At 67.7% G+C, this 14,887-nt stretch carries 14 protein-coding genes and 1 pseudogene; 10 read left to right on the top strand and 5 right to left on the bottom strand.

The genetic code is table 11. The features are described from left to right. Window positions 1-28: 28 nt before the first annotated feature. Window positions 29-1,096: a Ku protein gene (locus tag NBY69_RS02100; RefSeq protein ID WP_250297854.1), complete on the top strand. Its 1,068-nt coding sequence runs from the start codon at window positions 29-31 to the stop codon at window positions 1,094-1,096. A gap of 351 nt (window positions 1,097-1,447) precedes the next feature. Further along, complete coding sequence (locus NBY69_RS02095) at window positions 1,448-3,316, top strand: MFS transporter (RefSeq protein ID WP_329167720.1); 1,869 nt, start codon at window positions 1,448-1,450, stop codon at window positions 3,314-3,316. A gap of 114 nt (window positions 3,317-3,430) precedes the next feature. Here NBY69_RS02095 and NBY69_RS02090 read toward each other — a convergent pair whose 3' ends face one another. Further along, window positions 3,431-4,006, bottom strand: a complete 576-nt coding sequence (locus tag NBY69_RS02090) for a GNAT family N-acetyltransferase (protein WP_250297853.1) — start codon at window positions 4,004-4,006, stop codon at window positions 3,431-3,433. Window positions 4,007-4,139: 133 nt separating this feature from the next. Here NBY69_RS02090 and NBY69_RS02085 point away from each other — a divergent pair. From NBY69_RS02085 to NBY69_RS02070, 4 genes and pseudogenes are all read left to right on the top strand, one after another. Beyond that, window positions 4,140-4,842: pseudogene (locus NBY69_RS02085) on the top strand (glycoside hydrolase family 75 protein). Between the two features lie 359 nt (window positions 4,843-5,201). Beyond that, window positions 5,202-5,501: a trypco2 family protein gene (locus NBY69_RS02080; RefSeq protein ID WP_250297852.1), complete on the top strand. Its 300-nt coding sequence runs from the start codon at window positions 5,202-5,204 to the stop codon at window positions 5,499-5,501. Beyond that, window positions 5,498-8,392, top strand: a complete 2,895-nt coding sequence (locus NBY69_RS02075; RefSeq protein WP_250297851.1) for an NACHT domain-containing protein — start codon at window positions 5,498-5,500, stop codon at window positions 8,390-8,392. The genes NBY69_RS02080 and NBY69_RS02075 overlap by 4 nt, the downstream gene beginning before the upstream one ends. A 27-nt stretch (window positions 8,393-8,419) precedes the next feature. Then, complete coding sequence (locus NBY69_RS02070; RefSeq protein ID WP_308409455.1) at window positions 8,420-9,430, top strand: DUF6801 domain-containing protein; 1,011 nt, start codon at window positions 8,420-8,422, stop codon at window positions 9,428-9,430. Window positions 9,431-9,526: 96 nt separating this feature from the next. On the opposite strand, the gene NBY69_RS02065 is transcribed toward NBY69_RS02070, so the two are convergent. Continuing rightward, on the bottom strand, window positions 9,527-10,144 hold the full coding sequence (locus NBY69_RS02065; RefSeq protein WP_250297849.1) for a hypothetical protein: 618 nt from the start codon (window positions 10,142-10,144) through the stop codon (window positions 9,527-9,529). Window positions 10,145-10,294: 150 nt separating this feature from the next. On the opposite strand from NBY69_RS02065, the gene NBY69_RS02060 reads away from it, so the two are divergent. Further along, a complete protein-coding gene (locus tag NBY69_RS02060; RefSeq protein ID WP_250297848.1) occupies window positions 10,295-10,828 on the top strand; it encodes a hypothetical protein in 534 nt (177 codons plus the stop codon). Window positions 10,829-10,869: 41 nt separating this feature from the next. Here NBY69_RS02060 and NBY69_RS02055 read toward each other — a convergent pair whose 3' ends face one another. Both NBY69_RS02055 and NBY69_RS02050 read right to left on the bottom strand, forming a co-directional pair. Next, window positions 10,870-11,076: a DUF397 domain-containing protein gene (locus NBY69_RS02055; protein WP_250297847.1), complete on the bottom strand. Its 207-nt coding sequence runs from the start codon at window positions 11,074-11,076 to the stop codon at window positions 10,870-10,872. After that, window positions 11,073-11,945, bottom strand: coding sequence for a helix-turn-helix transcriptional regulator (locus NBY69_RS02050; protein WP_250297846.1), 873 nt, complete (start codon window positions 11,943-11,945; stop codon window positions 11,073-11,075). The genes NBY69_RS02055 and NBY69_RS02050 overlap by 4 nt, the downstream gene beginning before the upstream one ends. 249 nt (window positions 11,946-12,194) lie before the next feature. On the opposite strand from NBY69_RS02050, the gene NBY69_RS02045 reads away from it, so the two are divergent. Genes NBY69_RS02045 through NBY69_RS02035 form a run of 3 tightly spaced genes read left to right on the top strand, consistent with a single transcriptional unit; the run spans window position 12,195 to window position 13,224 of the window. Further along, entirely contained in the window at window positions 12,195-12,599 is a 405-nt protein-coding gene (locus NBY69_RS02045) for an ATP-binding protein (protein ID WP_250297845.1), read from the top strand. Further along, entirely contained in the window at window positions 12,596-12,850 is a 255-nt protein-coding gene (locus NBY69_RS02040) for a type II toxin-antitoxin system Phd/YefM family antitoxin (protein WP_250297844.1), read from the top strand. The genes NBY69_RS02045 and NBY69_RS02040 overlap by 4 nt, the downstream gene beginning before the upstream one ends. Further along, complete coding sequence (locus tag NBY69_RS02035) at window positions 12,850-13,224, top strand: type II toxin-antitoxin system VapC family toxin (protein WP_250297843.1); 375 nt, start codon at window positions 12,850-12,852, stop codon at window positions 13,222-13,224. The genes NBY69_RS02040 and NBY69_RS02035 overlap by 1 nt, the downstream gene beginning before the upstream one ends. A 93-nt stretch (window positions 13,225-13,317) precedes the next feature. On the opposite strand, the gene NBY69_RS02030 is transcribed toward NBY69_RS02035, so the two are convergent. Continuing rightward, window positions 13,318-14,484, bottom strand: a complete 1,167-nt coding sequence (locus tag NBY69_RS02030; RefSeq protein ID WP_374211186.1) for a serine hydrolase domain-containing protein — start codon at window positions 14,482-14,484, stop codon at window positions 13,318-13,320. Window positions 14,485-14,887 lie beyond the last annotated feature (403 nt).

The following is a 14,887-nucleotide window of genomic DNA, read 5'->3' as shown; positions in this document are numbered from 1 at the left end:
CTGCTCCACCGCTCGAATGGGAGACATCGTGCGATCCATATGGAACGGGGCCATCTCCTTCGGCCTGGTCAGCATTCCGATCAAGCTGGTGAACGCCACCGAGAACCACGCGGTCTCGTTCCGGCAGATCCACACGGCTGACGGGGGCCGGATCCGCTACCGCAAGGTCTGCGAGCTGGACGAGGAGGAGCTGACCTCCGCCGACATCGGCAAGGGGTACGAGGACGCCGACGGCTCGATCATCCCGATCACCGACGAGGACCTCGCGGCGCTGCCGCTGCCGACCGCGAAGACGATCGAGATCGTGGCGTTCGTGCCGCTGGACTCGATCGACCCGCTACAGATGGACGCGGCGTACTACCTGGTCGCGAACGGCGTACCCGCGGCGAAGCCGTACATCCTGCTGCGCGAGGCGCTCAAGCGCAGCCGCCGGGTCGCCCTCGCGAAGTTCGCGCTGCGCGGGCGGGAGCGGCTGGGGATGCTGCGGGTCGTCGGTGACGCCATCGCGATGCACGGTCTGCTCTGGCCGGACGAGATCCGTTCGCACGAAGGGGCCGCCCCGGAGGCGTCGGTCACGGTGCGGGACGCCGAACTCGACCTGGCGGACACCCTGATGGACACCCTCGGCGACGTGGAGATGGAGTCCCTGCACGACGACTACCGGGAGGCGGTGGAGGAGCTGATCGCCTCGAAGACGTCCGGCGGGGAGGCGTCCGCGCAGCCCACCGCGGAGGCTGGTGTCGGCAAGGTGCTCGATCTGATGTCGGCGCTGGAGAAGAGCGTGCGGGCGGCGAAGTCCTCGCGCGGCGAGGAGGGGGACTCCGGGGCGGACGCGCAGGTGACGGAGCTGCGGTCGGCGGGGTCGTCCGGGTCGGCGGGGTCGTCCGGGTCGACGGGGTCGGCAGGGAGGAAGAAAGCCGGCGGGAAGAAGGCTGCCGGGAGGAAGGCCGCGGCGAAGAAGCCTGCCGCGAAGAAGGCGTCCTCGGGCCGGGCGACCGGCGGCGGTGGCGCGGCCAAGAAGACGGCCGCGAAGAAGACGACCGCGAAGAAATCGGCCGCGAAGCGGACGCCCGCGAAGAAGCGGGCCTCCGCGTGACGCGGTACGGAGTAACGCTCACGTGTGAGGTGAGTCACAATCCGTACGTGTGTATTAGGGCCAGAGTGTTCGTACGCCCCGTTCGCGCGCCCCGGCCGCTTTCGGGCCGCGCCACATGCCGCGCCGCCTGACGTGCGGCTTCGGTAGAGCGTTCACGACGACCCCGGCGCACCGCGGCGTGAGACTCCGGTGACGGGAGGGGCCGTTGGTGCGGGTCACTCCCGCTCTTGGCCGGTGATCCTGCCTGCGGGAAATGTGGATGCCACCTACAAGAGTTAGATTGCTTGCGTCAACTAACGACCCGTGCCCGACGGCGTCAGTGGGCCGGGCTGCATGCAGAGGGGAACGTGCATGGTGGGCAGGAGCGGCCGAATAACCGAGAAGACGACGCCCCCCTCCGACGGGCCGGGGGACCACTACAAATGGATCGCACTGTCCAACACCACACTCGGTGTACTGATGGTGATGATCAATCAGTCGATCGTGCTGATCGCGCTGCCGGACATCTTCCGCGGAATCCATCTGGACCCGCTCGACTCCGCGAACACCAGCTATCTGCTGTGGATGCTCATGGGCTTCATGGTGGTCACCGCGGTACTCGTGGTGGCGTTCGGCAGGCTCGGCGACATGTTCGGCCGGGTCAGGATGTACAACCTCGGCTTCGCGGTCTTCACCGTCTGCTCGATCATGCTCTCGGTGACCTGGCTGCAGGGCAGTGCGGGCGCGCTGTGGCTGATCGGCTGGCGTATCGCCCAGGGGGTCGGCGGCGCACTGCTCTTCGCCAACTCGACGGCGATCCTGACCGACGCGTTCCCCGCCAACCAGCGCGGCACGGCGCTCGGCATCAACTCCATTGCCGCCATTGCCGGTTCGTTCCTCGGGCTGATCCTCGGCGGGGTGCTGGCCCCGGTCAACTGGAAGATGATCTTCCTCGTATCGGTGCCCTTCGGCGTCTTCGGTACCATCTGGGCCTACGTCAAGCTGCACGACACCGGCGTGCGGGCCAGGGCGCGGATGGACTGGTGGGGCAACATCACCTTCGCCCTCGGCCTGATCTCGGTGCTGGTCGGCATCACGTACGGCATCCAGCCCTACGGCACCAGCACCATGGGCTGGTCCAACCCCTGGGTGCTGACCGCGCTGATCGGCGGCGCGGTGGTGCTCGGGGCGTTCGTCTGGATCGAGATGAAGGTGGCCGAGCCGCTGTTCCGGCTCTCCCTCTTCCGGGTACGGGCCTTCACCGCCGGCAACATCGCCAGCCTGCTGACCGCGCTGGGCCGGGGCGGCCTCCAGTTCATGCTGATCATCTGGCTCCAGGGCATCTGGCTGCCCCTGCACGGCTACAGCTTCGAGAAGACCCCCCTGTGGGCGGGGATCTACATGATCCCGCTGACTGTCGGCTTCCTTCTCTCGGCGCCGCTCTCCGGCTGGCTCTCGGACCGGCTGGGCGCCCGCCCCTTCACCGTCGGCGGCGCACTGCTGACCGCTGCGAGCTTCCTGGCCCTGATGACCCTGCCGACCGACTTCCACTACTGGATCTTCGCGCTGCTCATCCTGGTCAACGGCCTGGGTTCCGGCCTGTTCGCCTCGCCCAACCGGGCCGAGATCATGAACGCGGTCCCGGCGCAGTCACGGGGCGTCGGCTCCGGAATGACGGCGACCTTCCAGAACTCCGCCATGGTGCTCTCCATCGGCATCTTCTTCAGCCTGATGATCGCGGGCCTCTCGGACACCCTGCCGAGCGTGATGCACGACGGCCTGGTGTCCCAGGGTGTGCCCAACTCCGAGGCCACGCAGGTCTCCCAACTGCCGCCGATCGCCGTGCTGTTCGCCGCGTTCCTGGGGTACAACCCGCTCCAGCAGCTGCTCGGCGACCATCTGACGAAGCTACCCGACGGCGGGAAACACCTCACCAGCAAGGAGTTCTTCCCGCACCTGATCTCCGGGCCGTTCCACCAGGGCCTGGTCATCGCGTTCTGGTTCGCGGTGGCGGCCTGCCTGGTGGCGGCGCTCTCCTCCCTCCTGACCGGCCACGTCGGCCGCAAGCACCGGGTGCCCCCGGCCGAGTCACTGGGCTCGGAACTGGCCGGAGTCTCCGGCGGCGCGGGCCTGGGCCTGAGCGAACCGGTCACCCCGGACGGCGAAGCGCCTCACCCGCCTGGTCGGGGACACGGAGCGACTTCGGCGGGACGGGGCGGGGAGCGGCCCGGGGCCCAGTAGGACCTGTCCGGCGATTCGACGGTCACCGGTCAGCAGGCTGATCGCTGTCGCAGGCCTGCCGTGAAGAGACCTTCACGGCAGGCTCGAAGAGTGGCCGCCGGGCCCTGGGAGTCGTCAGCCTTGCAGGCGGAAGTCCAGCATGTAGAAGACCTTGTCGAAGCGGGATTCGCCGACGGCGACGAAGTCGGGAAGGCGGCCGTATTCGGTGAAGCCGAGTGACTGGTAAAGGCGTTGGGCCGGGACGTTGTCACCCCGGGCGTCCAGGGTGAGGACCTCGATGCCCGCCTCCCGGGCGTCGGAGATCAAGGCGGCGGTCAGCGCCCGGCCGATGCCATGACCATGAGCGGCGGCATCCACCGCGATCTTCTCCACATCTGCGTGCGGCCGATGGGTCGGTCGGGCGTAGCGGAGCCAGTACCCCAACCCGACAAGCCGGCGGTCGAGGTAAGCAGCGCGCAGAGCCGCGTCCCCGACCTGTGCCGTGGAGGCGACACCGGCGAGAAGTTCTGCCACCTCAGCGGGCGACGGAGGGTCCACCCAGCCCAGCGCGGCCCCTCCGCGCACCAGGTCAGCCAGGATCCGGTGGGCCGACTCCGCGAACCGGGCTGCCAGCTCCGGGTCGGAAGCCAGCTCGACGGCATCAAGGATGGTCGGCTCGGCGGTCACACCGTTTGTCCTGGCCGGGTTCATGACCTGCAGCCTAGGGGCTGTCCCGAGTGAGCTCGCGCCCTGCTGGTGCACGAGGGGTTGACGGGGCGCTGAGCGGTCGGCACCTTTGTCATGTCCCAGTAAGGAAACTTTCCTGACAGAGGGAGCCCCCCCCATGCGTCGTCGTCTTCTCGCCGCGCTCCTCGTCACCGCAGCGGCCCCGCTCGCCGCCGCCCTCCCCGCAGCCGCGAGTCCCCACACGGCCGCTGCCTCCTCCGCGAAGCTCCAGGAGGGTTCGGTGAGTGCCGCGGATCTGCTGGCCAAGGTGACCAGCTGTTCGCAGATATCCAACGGCAAGTACCGCACCGATGAGGAGACTTCCGCGACCGTGCCGGTCTGCGGCAAGAACGGCGCGGTCTTCTGGAAGGCCGACATGGATGTCGACTGCGACGGCCAGATCACCTCGCAGTGCAGCGCCGACACCGACCCGTGGTTCCAGGACGACACGGCGTTCCACCAGTCCGACGGCAAGGCGCTGAACGCGGCGGCGCTTCCGTACGTCGTCGTGCCCAGCTCCAGCAGCATCTGGGACTACTCGGCGAACGGCATCAAGGGGGGGCGGCGTCGTGGCCGTCATCTACAACAACCAGGTCGAGTACGCGGTCGTGGGCGACACCGGCCCCAACAAGATCATCGGCGAGGCCTCGTACAGCGCCGCCAAGGGTCTCGGCATCGACCCCGACCCGGAGACGGGCGGCGCCGACTCGGGCGTCACGTACATCTTGTTCAAGAACTCCAAGGCCAGCCCGATCGAGAGCCACAGCGCGGCGGTGACCAGCGGCGAGGCGCTTGCCAAGCAGTTCATCGCCGCCAACTGATGGCCGGAAAACTGATGGCCGGCAACCGGGTGTCCGAGCGGCGGTAGTTGGCGTGAGAGAGCCGGACCCGACGATACGGGTCCGGCTCTCTCACGTCCCGGCGCTGAGTCGATCCATGGCTGCGTCGACGGGGGTGTCCAGCAACGCTCGTGGAGTCCAGTCATCTGCCGAATGCATGTGCCCCTGCATTCGGATCATCGAGTAGGCCTCACTGGCAACAGCAGAAACAACAGCAGGAAAACGCGCCGGTCGGTAATCCCTTTTCCGTCAACCACCCTTCTGAAGGGATGTGTTCAGGCTCTCCGCGCGGCTAGAGTTTTCTTCAGTGACCGACCGGCGCACCGGCGTAGGGGGCATGGATGATCGAGTTGGCGCGTGTGATCAGAGATCTGCGGGAGGAGTTGGAACAGGCGGTCGTCGCCGGGAAAGATGAGGCGCTGCGCTTCGAATTGGGGACGATCGAGCTGGAATTGTCGGTCGCTGTGGAGCGGGCCGGTCACGCGGAGGCGAAGGTGCGGTTCTGGGTGGTGGAATCCGGTGCGGACACGACGGCGAGCCGCACCTCGACGCAGCTGATCAAACTGGCGCTGCAGCCCACCCTCGCCGGGTCGCACAGCCCGCCGTTCGTCTCCGGCCGCGCCGACGAGAACGAGCAATGAGCGCCACAGGCGGCGGCGCAACCGGGGCGCACGAGCCGGACGGGTTCGATGTACGGCGAGTGGTACAGGTCATCATCGTCGGGCGCGGAGGCGAGGGGTGGCGCGGATCGGGCTACCGCGTGAGCGGGGATACGGTGCTCACGGCCGCCCATGTCGTGCGGGACGCGGTCTCGGTCACGCTGCGATTCCTCACCGAGGACGGTGACGTGACGGAGTTGTCCGCCGAAGCGGATCCGGTGTGGGAGGACTCCGAAGTCGATATCGCGGTGCTCAGGATGGCAAGGGACGTGGGCAGCGGAGAGCTGTACGCCGCCGAGGTCCCGCCGGTGCGATTCGGCCGAATCACCCAGCCCGTGGATTGCGAATCGCTGGGATTTCCCAAATTCAAACTCCGTCTCGAAATCGGATCGTCGGAGCTCAACAGGATCACGCAGTACCGGGATTCCCACCATGCACTGGGCAGTACCACCCCGTGGGCGGACCTGCGCAAGGGCACCCTGGAGATCTCCGTAAGCGCTCCGGGGTCCGATCCGGAGGGCCGCTCCCCCTGGGAAGGGATGTCGGGAGCCGCGGTGTGGAGCAGCGGGTACCTGATCGGAGTGGTCAGCCTGCATCACGCCACCGACGGTCCGGGCAGGCTCACGGCAAGCCGGGTGCAACGCTGGTACAGACGCCTCAGCCGAGCTCAGATCGATGAACTGAGCGAGCTGATCGGCCTGCCGACCCGTGCCGCCCACCTCACGCGGCTCCCACCGCCACCCGTACAGGCACCGCCGGCTGATGACGACCCGGCCGAGGCCCTCGCCCGAGAGGTGTCCAGGCAATGGCGCAGGGAGGAGGAGCAACGGCGGGTGCACGACCCGTTCCCGCTCCCCCTGCGTTTCCGGTGCACAGACCGGGATGTCTTCGATCACTGGGCCAGCATCCGCAAGCTCCCGCGCGGGGCGGTTGCACAGCCCCTCCCACTGGACGGCGAACTCGACCAGATCGTCGAGGCGTACCTCTCCGTTCCGTCCTGTCGACTGGTGGTGCTGGGTGAGGCCGGGGCGGGCAAGTCGATCCTCACCCTGCGCTTCCTCGTCGACTGGCTCGACGCCCGCGCCCCCGGCGACCGGGTGCCGGTGATCTTCAGCCTGGGTTCCTGGGATCCGGCCGTCACTTCACTGCGCGGTTGGATGTGCGCCCAGCTGATCCGCGACCACCCCTTCCTCGCGGCTCGGGCTGAGCACGGAGGCAGCCTGGCCCGCGTCCTGGTCGACACGGACAGGATCCTTCCCGTTCTCGACGGTTTCGACGAAATCCCCAACGGCCTGCACGGCAAGGCGCTCGAAGCGCTCAACAAGGCCACCACCATGCCGCTGCTGCTCACCAGCCGCCCCGACGAATACAACAGGGCTGTCAGCGGCCCCGAACGGTCTGATGTGCTGACCGCCGCCGCAGTCGTCGAACTGGAGGGTCTCACCGTCGAGGACTACGCCGACTACCTGACCCGAGCCAGTCGGCCGGTCAGGGGAGGCGGCGCGGACAGCACCGTATGGGACGCCGTCCTGGCGCGATTACGCGAACGGCCGTCCTCCCCGTGCACGGCGAACCTGGCCGAGGTTCTCCGTACCCCGTTGATGGTCTCCCTGGCCCGCACCATCTACAGCGACGTTCCCGGACAGGATCCCGGGAAACTGCTGGAATTCCGAACGCCCGAAGACCTGCAGGATCATCTCCTGGCCGCGTTCGTCCCCGCCGCTTACCAACTCGAGCCGACGGACGACAGCGACGCGGACGGTTCCCGCCGTACGCGTACCCGTCACCGCCGTCGTCACTGGACCCCCGAACGTGCCCAGTACTGGCTCGGCTACCTCGCCACGCACCTGGCTGAACTCAAGACCCATGACCTCGCGTGGTGGCAACTGGGCACCGCTGTACGCCGTTCGACGCGCATGCTCGTGGTCGGGTTCCTGGCCGGAACGGCTCTGGGAGCATCGACCGGAATCGGGAACCTGCCCGTGGACCTGATCGGGACGAAGCACCGGCCCGGATTCGCGATCGAGCGGGGGCTCCTGGTCTGGCTCCTGCACGGACTGGTGGCCGGGTTGGTCTTCGGATTCGTTTACGGGTTCCTGCCCAGGGGTCCGGCGTCCAAGCCGTCGACGCTGCGGATCCAGCTCTTCGGCGGGGTCCGGCAGGATACTTCCGAGATCGTCCGCAGGTTCGTGCTGGGGTTCGGGTTCGGGGTGCCGTCTGCGGTTGTGCTGGAACTCTTGGACAGGTTCGTCATCGGGCCGTTGGGGTTCGACGACGGATTCAGCGGCGGGCTCCGGGGTGCGTTGCTTTTCCCGGCGGAACTCGGATTCGGCGCCGGATTCGCGCTTGCGATCATGGCCTGGCTGGAAACCCCTATAGACACGTCATCCGCGATCAGCGCTTCGGACCTGTTGAGGACGAACCGCAAGAACGCGTTCGTCTACATGCTCGTGTGGTTGCTGGTGCTCGGGATTCCGGCCGGGATCGCTATCGGGTGCTCGCCCGGGCCCGTGGGCGAGTTCGCGCCCGGACCCGTGGTGGGGCTCCTGGCCGGGCTCACCTTCGGAATCGAGGGTGCGTTCGGGGGCGGCCTCGGATACGGGCTGAGTTTCACGGCTTGGGGGCAGTGGGTGGCTCTGTCGCGCATGTGGTTGCCACTGACCGGGCGGCTGCCCTGGGCGGTGGTCGCCTTTCTGGACGACGCCCACGAGCGAGGGGTGTTGCGCAAGGCCGGTGCGGTCTATCAATTCCGCCACGCCCAACTCGAAGTCCACCTGGCTCGCACTTTCCAGGAGCGTCGTACCTCCCGCCGGTCGGATTCACCGATCGCGGCCGAGCGGGAACCGTTGGTAACCGAAAGCGCGTCGCCTTGAATACGGAGATGCGGCAGGCGCTGACCGATGAGAATCATCGCTGATCAATTGATTGGGGGACAGTTCATGAATCACAGGCGTCACACGGCAAGGTCAAAAGCGAGGATGGTGCTCGGGGTAGCGACGGCGGCGGGATTCGTTGCCGGGATCGTGGGAGTATCCGGAGCCGGAACCGCTTTCGCGCACCCGGTTTCACTCACACTGGACTACACATGTTCGAACGGTCCGATCCACCAGCCCGTTCCGATGAAGATCCACTCGGATATCCCGGATTCGGTCGCGGTCGGCAAGCCCAGCCCGGTATTCACCCTCGACGCGACGACGACGGTGACCAAGGAGGAGACACGCCTGATCCACTTCGCCATCGGGGACCTGAAGTCCATTGAGGGCACGGTGGACGCGAAGACGGAACTGCACTCGCGGGACGGCGACTTCAAGGTCCCCGTGCACTTCGGCATCAACAAGGTCTCCCTTCCCGAATCCAACCGGGCCTTTGCCATCACGGCGAAGGGCACCAGCCCCTCCCGCACGTTCCACAAGCCGGGCAAGGTGAAGATCTCCGTCGGTGACCTCACCATGAAACTCGTCGGGCGGAAGGCGAACGGCGAACCCCTGGGCCCGGTCGAAGCGACGTGCAAACTCGATGCCCACCAGCAGTCCGTCGTGGCGTCGTTCCTGATTACGGGTACGGGTACGGGGACGGGGTCCGGGTCGGGGACGGGGTCCGGGTCGGGTACGGGAACCGGGTCGGGAACGGGAACCGGGTCGGGAACGGGAACCGGGAAGGCGCCCGGTTCGCCCACCCCCGGCACTTCGGGCGCGGGTACCGCAACCGGCTCGTCCTCCACCGGGACGTCCTCCACCGGGACGTCAGCTCTACCGACGTCCGACAACGGCACGGTAGGGGGCACCACCGCGAACACCGGCCAGGACACCAAGAACGTGATGCTGCTGGCCGCGGGCGTCCTTGCCGCAGGTGGAGGCCTCTTTCTCCTCGGCTCGCGGCTGAAGCGCCGCCGCACTGGTGATGACGGCTGAGGTGTGCGGGTCGCGGGTGGAGCCGGGTCACTCGGTCTCTCACGCGATCTGCCGCTGCGCTGCTGCGGAGCGCGGGGCTGAAGGACATCGAACTGCTCACGGCCACACCCCCGGGGCCTCGGTCGAGGAGGTGTGAGCCGGGGCGGTAGACGGCTCAGTCCTTGTGGCCGACAACTCGCCTCCCAGCGCCCGCCGGGCCACGGTAACGAACTCCGTGCTGCTGGCGACCCGGGCGCGGAGCGCCCCTGAGCGAGCTGAAGGTTCGAGGTCGGCGGCGTTGCCGGCCGCGTCCGGGCTGCCGTCCACGATGCGCGCGTGAAGCCGGAACTCGTCACCTATGCTGCGGAGAACTTCAGCGCCCCGCTCCGCGACATCGTCCGGTCCCACCAGCTGAACCCGGATGTACGCCTCGTCCAGCGCCCTGCGCGCAGCGAATCCCGCTTCCCAGCGGCGCAACTCCGTGAACGGCAGTGCGAACCATCCGTTGTCCAGGACACGGTAGGCCGCATCAGCCTGGGACAAGAATTTCTCGTACACGTCACGGCGCATCTCCCGATGGTCGACCGCTCGCCGCTCGGCCCGTTCCTCACGGGCCAGGGCACTCTGGTGCCGTAACTGCCTGCCGGCCACCCATGCCGAGGCGACACCTGCCAGCCCCGCAGCGCTCAGCGTGGACAGGGACGTGATCAGGGCAACCGCGACTGTGTCATTCACGGCGCCCATTTTTCCTTGTCGGCGGACTCCGCATCAGGGGTCGCGCCCTGGCATGTGTGCGCTGCCCGGTTGCCGTGGAAGGCACTGGGTAGTTTCCGCGCTACGTGATCGGGGTCCGTGATGAGTCTGACCGGCCAGATACTTCCGCTAGTGGGTGTCACCCTGGGAGCTGCTACGTCGTTCCTGGTGACCAGCGTCAACGAGCGGACGAGGTGGCGCAGACAGCAGGCCGTGCGGTGGGACGAGCAGCGCCTGTCGGCCTACGCCGAGTACGCTCACGCCGTCAAGGAGCTGGCGGCTCGCTATCAGATGATCGCCGCCGCCCGTGGCCTGGTGTCCGGGCCCATACCGCTGGAGCCTACGCCCGAAGTGCTGCTGGAACTGCGTGAGTTGGAGTCGCGCCGGTCCGCGCTGTCGGAGACGCTCGGGCTGCTCGGTGACACGGAGGCCAACACCGCGTCCAAGACGCTGGACCACTGCGTGTGGCGGTTGGAATGCCTGGCTCGGGACATTGCCACGGAGACGGAGCAGAACTGGGACCAGGCGTACCTGGAGTTCCGGGATGCGCGGAGCCGCTTCGTCGAACGCGCTCGGGCCAGCCTCGGCGTGTCAGGGGCCGTTGCGCGAGACGTTGTCTGGCCGGTCGCGTGGCGCCCTGCGGCCCGGCCGTCGTCTCCACGGTGACGGGGGGACCAGGGCTGGGGCCGCATCCGGCGGCAGTCGGCTCAGGAAGACTGACTGTGGATGAAGCTGCGCCAGGCGTCGTGGCTGAAGGTGAGTACGGGACCGGTGGGGCGCTTGCTGTCGCGGACCGGGACGAGGTGGGGAGTGTTGTGGCCCACCTCGACGCACTCTCCCTGCCCTCCGCTGTAACTGCTCACATGCCACGCAGTCCCGGCGAGATCCGGCAGGGGGAGGCGATCCCGATTCATGGTCTGTGCTCCTTGGCGATGCGTCGGATCAGGCTGAGTGACTCCGTTGGCGGCAACGCCGACGTGCGAGCGTCGTCGAAGAGTTCGCGATAGCGGGCGACTTCGGACTCCCGTTCCATCCAGATGTTGCCGGTTGGCGTCTCGGTCAGCACGAGGTCGAGCGCCGACACTCGCGGAAAGCTCAGCAGTAGGTACGGACCGAACATACCTGGGTGCGCCCCACGTGAGAACGGCAGTACTTGGACAGTGATGTTGGGCTGCTCGGCGACGTCGGCCAAGTGCTGCAACTGATCATGCATCACGGTCCCCTCGCCGACGTGCTGGTGGAGCAGGCCCTCCGCAAGCACGGCCCAGAACTCCAGACGATCGTCACCGGTCAGACGCTCCTGGCGGGCCAGTCGCACCTTCACGAACTGGTCGACTTCCTCTGCCGTCTGCCATGCACGGGAAGCGACGGTCACGGCTCTTCCGTACTCAGGCGTCTGGAGAAGTCCAGGGATCAGCTGTACTTGGAACGTCCTGATGCTGTCGCAGATCGTTTCCATCTCGATGTAGTCGCGATATGTGTCCGCGAGTACGGAACCGTACTGATGCCACCAGCCCTCACGGCGGCGGCGGTTGGCCCTGCGAGCCAGGGATGCCAGACGCTCGCGGGCCTCTGGCTCTGCCACGTTGTATGCCCCTATGAGGGCGACCAGGTCCGGTGTCCGGACGGGGACGTGGCCGTTCTCGATACGGCTGATCTTTCCCTTGGTGCAGTCCAGGATTTCGGCTGCCTGGGCTGTCGAGAGGCCTGCGCGATCGCGGAAGCGTCGCAATTCGTCGCCGAGTTGGCGACCCAGAACAGTGGACGGCTTTACAGATGGCATACGTCACTCCCTACCAGCCTCGGACGGACGCCGCCCTCAGGAGACACGAACGGGTGAATTGAACGCCGAGTATCCATTCAACGTTGCGCGAATGAGAAGTGTACGTGCACGCTGAGTGATGCAAGGACTCCCCAACGTCACGTGGACGTCCGGGACTTGCTATCGAGTCGGCAGCCAGTAGGGAGCGACATGGCAGAGCACTCCTACGTTCGTGAATTCAGGTACAGGCTGGATCGCAGCCGCGAGAGCGTGCCCCGAGCGCGCGCAGCCCTCCGCGCCAAACTCGGCGAGTGGCGGGCCAGCCAGGCTCCCGTTGAGGACGGCGAGTTGGTGCTCTCCGAGCTGGTGACCAACGCCCTGCGCGTCCCCGCGCCCGGCGACCGGATGGTCGGCGTACGCATCGAATGCCGGGGGAGTGGCGAGTTGCTGCGGCTGGAGGTCAGCGATGCGGGAGCCGGGCGGCCTGAGGTGCGGCAGCCCGGTGAGCTGGACAAGGGCGGGCGGGGGCTGCTGCTCGTCGAGAGCCTGGCGCATCGGTGGGGTGTGGACGAGCGCCCGGCCGGGATCGGGAAGACCGTGTGGGCGGAGCTGCTGGCGGCCGGCGTCGACCCCGCGTCCGTAGGCGTGAAGATCGCGGCGGTGACCCCGTCGTGAAGGCGCTGTGGACGAGGTTCCGCCGACGCTGCCCGCGCCGCACCCGGCCGTACTTCTCGGGTGTTCTCTACCGGATCGTCGGCGGCGAACTGGTGCTGATCAGCGAGGGAGGCAAGCCGGTGGTACGGACGCTGCCGCCGGGGCCGAAGGTGCGGCGGGCGGGGCGTGGCTCGCTGCAGGGGTGTATCCGTATCTCTGCGGATTTCGACGAGCCGGCCGCCTCGGTGACCGCCGCGCTCGGGATGCGCTGATGCGCCTGTTGCTCGACACGCGGGTGGTGCTGTGGTGGCTGGGTGACTCACCTGAATTGTCCGCCGAAGTGGTGGAGTTGGTGGACAGTGAGCCTGCTGTGTACGTGAGCGTCGCGTCGCTGTGGGAGATCACCGTCAAGCAGTTGCTCGGCAGTCTGGTGGGCCCCGTGGATCTGGCCGAGCAGGTGCGCGACCTCCCGTTCGGGAGCCTGCCCCTCACCGCTGAGCACGGGGTGCGGGCGGGGCGGCTGCCGTTGGTGCACACCGATCCCTTCGACCGGATGCTGATCGCTCAGGCGCAGGCCGAAGGGATGGTGCTGGTCACCCGTGATCGCCGGATCCGGCAGTACGACGTAGAGGTCATGTCGGTCTGATCCACGCGCTGTGCCCCGAGGCGGCCCGGCGCAGGAGGGCCGGGCAAAGACGGTGGTGGCCTCTCACTTTCCTGCGGCGACCAGTTGTGCGGTTCAGCGGCACAGGGCCGTGTCCACGACGCTCTCGACCCGCTTCATGACTGTCTCGTCGGTCGGTTGGATGGTCACCGCGACGTTGGCGGCGCGGCCGTCGCCGGTGACGCCGCCCCGGGTCTCGTATCCAGTGGTGCTACCGCCGTGGCCCCAGTAGACACCGCCGCATGACAGTGGCGTGCTCACGAGCCCCAGCCCGTAGCGGGCGCCGGAGGCAAAGGGGTATCCGGCGGGGACGGTGGTACGCATCTGGGCGAGCTGGGCCGCCGGGAGGAGGCGGCCGGCCAGGAGCGCGGTGAAGAACCGGTTGAGGTCGGAGTTGGTGGAGATCAGCTGGCCGGCCGCCCAGGCCCAGGAGGGGTCCATTTCGGTGCCGTCGAGCAGTGGCGCGCCTGCTGAATCCTGGTAGTAGCCCTTGGGATGGGGCTCTCGGATGGTCGCGTCACCGGGGGCCGGGAAGTAGGTGTGGCGCAGCCCGATGCGCTTGATGACGCGCTGGTCCATCTTATCGGCGAGGGGGTGGCCGGTGACCTTCTGGATGATCAGGCCGACCAGCACGTAGTTCGTGTTGCTGTACTCCCATTTCGCCCCGGGGGCGAAGTCGGCCTTGTGCTGGAGGGCGATGTCGAGGAGCTCGCGGGGTTCGAAGTAACGGACCTCCTCCCCGAGGTAGTTGGAGTAGTTGGGAAGTCCGCTGGTCTGCTGCAGGAGCTGACGGACGGTGATGTGGCGTCCGTCGATCCCCTCCCCGCGTACGAGGCCGGGCAGATAGGTGTCGACCGGGGCGTCGAGGCGGATCTTCCCTTCACCGACCAGTTGGAGCACGACCACCGAGGTGAACGTCTTGGTGTTGCTGCCGATCCGCACCTGACCGTCCCTGGGCACCTTCGCGCCGGTGGCCAGGTCGCCGACCCCTGCGGTGTAGGTACGGGTTCGGCCGTCGCGGTCCTTGACACTGGCCAGCGCGGCCGGCAGGTCATCAGAGTGCACCAGCGCGTTCAGGCCCACCTGGACGCTGTCCGGCCGGGCGGCGGCAACCGCCGCGGGTGGCGCCAGGGCGGCCATCGTCATGGCGCCGACGGCCACCGCCACCGCGGCTGACACAGCTCCGAGCCGACCGCCCCGCCCCTTGGGAGAACGGGACTTCTGCCATGTCTGCTCATGCACGAATGAACTCCGGTGGAATCGTTGGGACATCAGCGGTATGCGCCGGGCCCAAGCATGTCCGGATACGGCTACCCGGGACGATCCTGCTACCGCCCAGCTCCAGGTAGGGCTAGCCCCCGGTGCGGCCCGTCGGAGCGAGGGTTGCCGGGATGCCGGGACATGAGGTTGCCCGGACACCCAGGGTGCCGGGATGCGAGGTTGCCGGGATACGGGGATGCCGGGTTGCCGGGATAGGGAAACCCCTCTCCATTCGCCCAGTGCCTGCCGGCCGTGCCCGTCCGTTCCCCATGCTCTGCGTCGACGCCGCTCCACCCACGAGCGGCGTCGACCGCACGACCGCACGTGCCCGCTCCTCCCTCACCGCCCCGCGATTCAGCGGCGCCCCCTGCACCAGGTGAAAGGA

Source organism: Streptomyces sp. A 4/2, from assembly GCF_940670765.1.
In the GTDB taxonomy this organism is placed as follows: Bacteria; Actinomycetota; Actinomycetes; order Streptomycetales; family Streptomycetaceae; genus Streptomyces.
Note: the sequence above shows the minus strand (reverse complement) of the source record. Positions and strands in the feature narration are given on the sequence as shown.

Coding starts and splice junctions, on each gene's coding strand:
- NBY69_RS02070 (WP_308409455.1), top strand. CDS start 8,420: ATGAGAATCATCGCTGATCAATTGATTGGGGGACAGTTCATGAATCAC.
- NBY69_RS02055 (WP_250297847.1), bottom strand. CDS start 11,076: ATGAATCGGGATCGCCTCCCCCTGCCGGATCTCGCCGGGACTGCGTGG.
- NBY69_RS02080 (WP_250297852.1), top strand. CDS start 5,202: ATGATCGAGTTGGCGCGTGTGATCAGAGATCTGCGGGAGGAGTTGGAA.
- NBY69_RS02090 (WP_250297853.1), bottom strand. CDS start 4,006: ATGAACCCGGCCAGGACAAACGGTGTGACCGCCGAGCCGACCATCCTT.
- NBY69_RS02075 (WP_250297851.1), top strand. CDS start 5,498: ATGAGCGCCACAGGCGGCGGCGCAACCGGGGCGCACGAGCCGGACGGG.
- NBY69_RS02035 (WP_250297843.1), top strand. CDS start 12,850: ATGCGCCTGTTGCTCGACACGCGGGTGGTGCTGTGGTGGCTGGGTGAC.
- NBY69_RS02050 (WP_250297846.1), bottom strand. CDS start 11,945: ATGCCATCTGTAAAGCCGTCCACTGTTCTGGGTCGCCAACTCGGCGAC.
- NBY69_RS02095 (WP_329167720.1), top strand. CDS start 1,448: ATGGTGGGCAGGAGCGGCCGAATAACCGAGAAGACGACGCCCCCCTCC.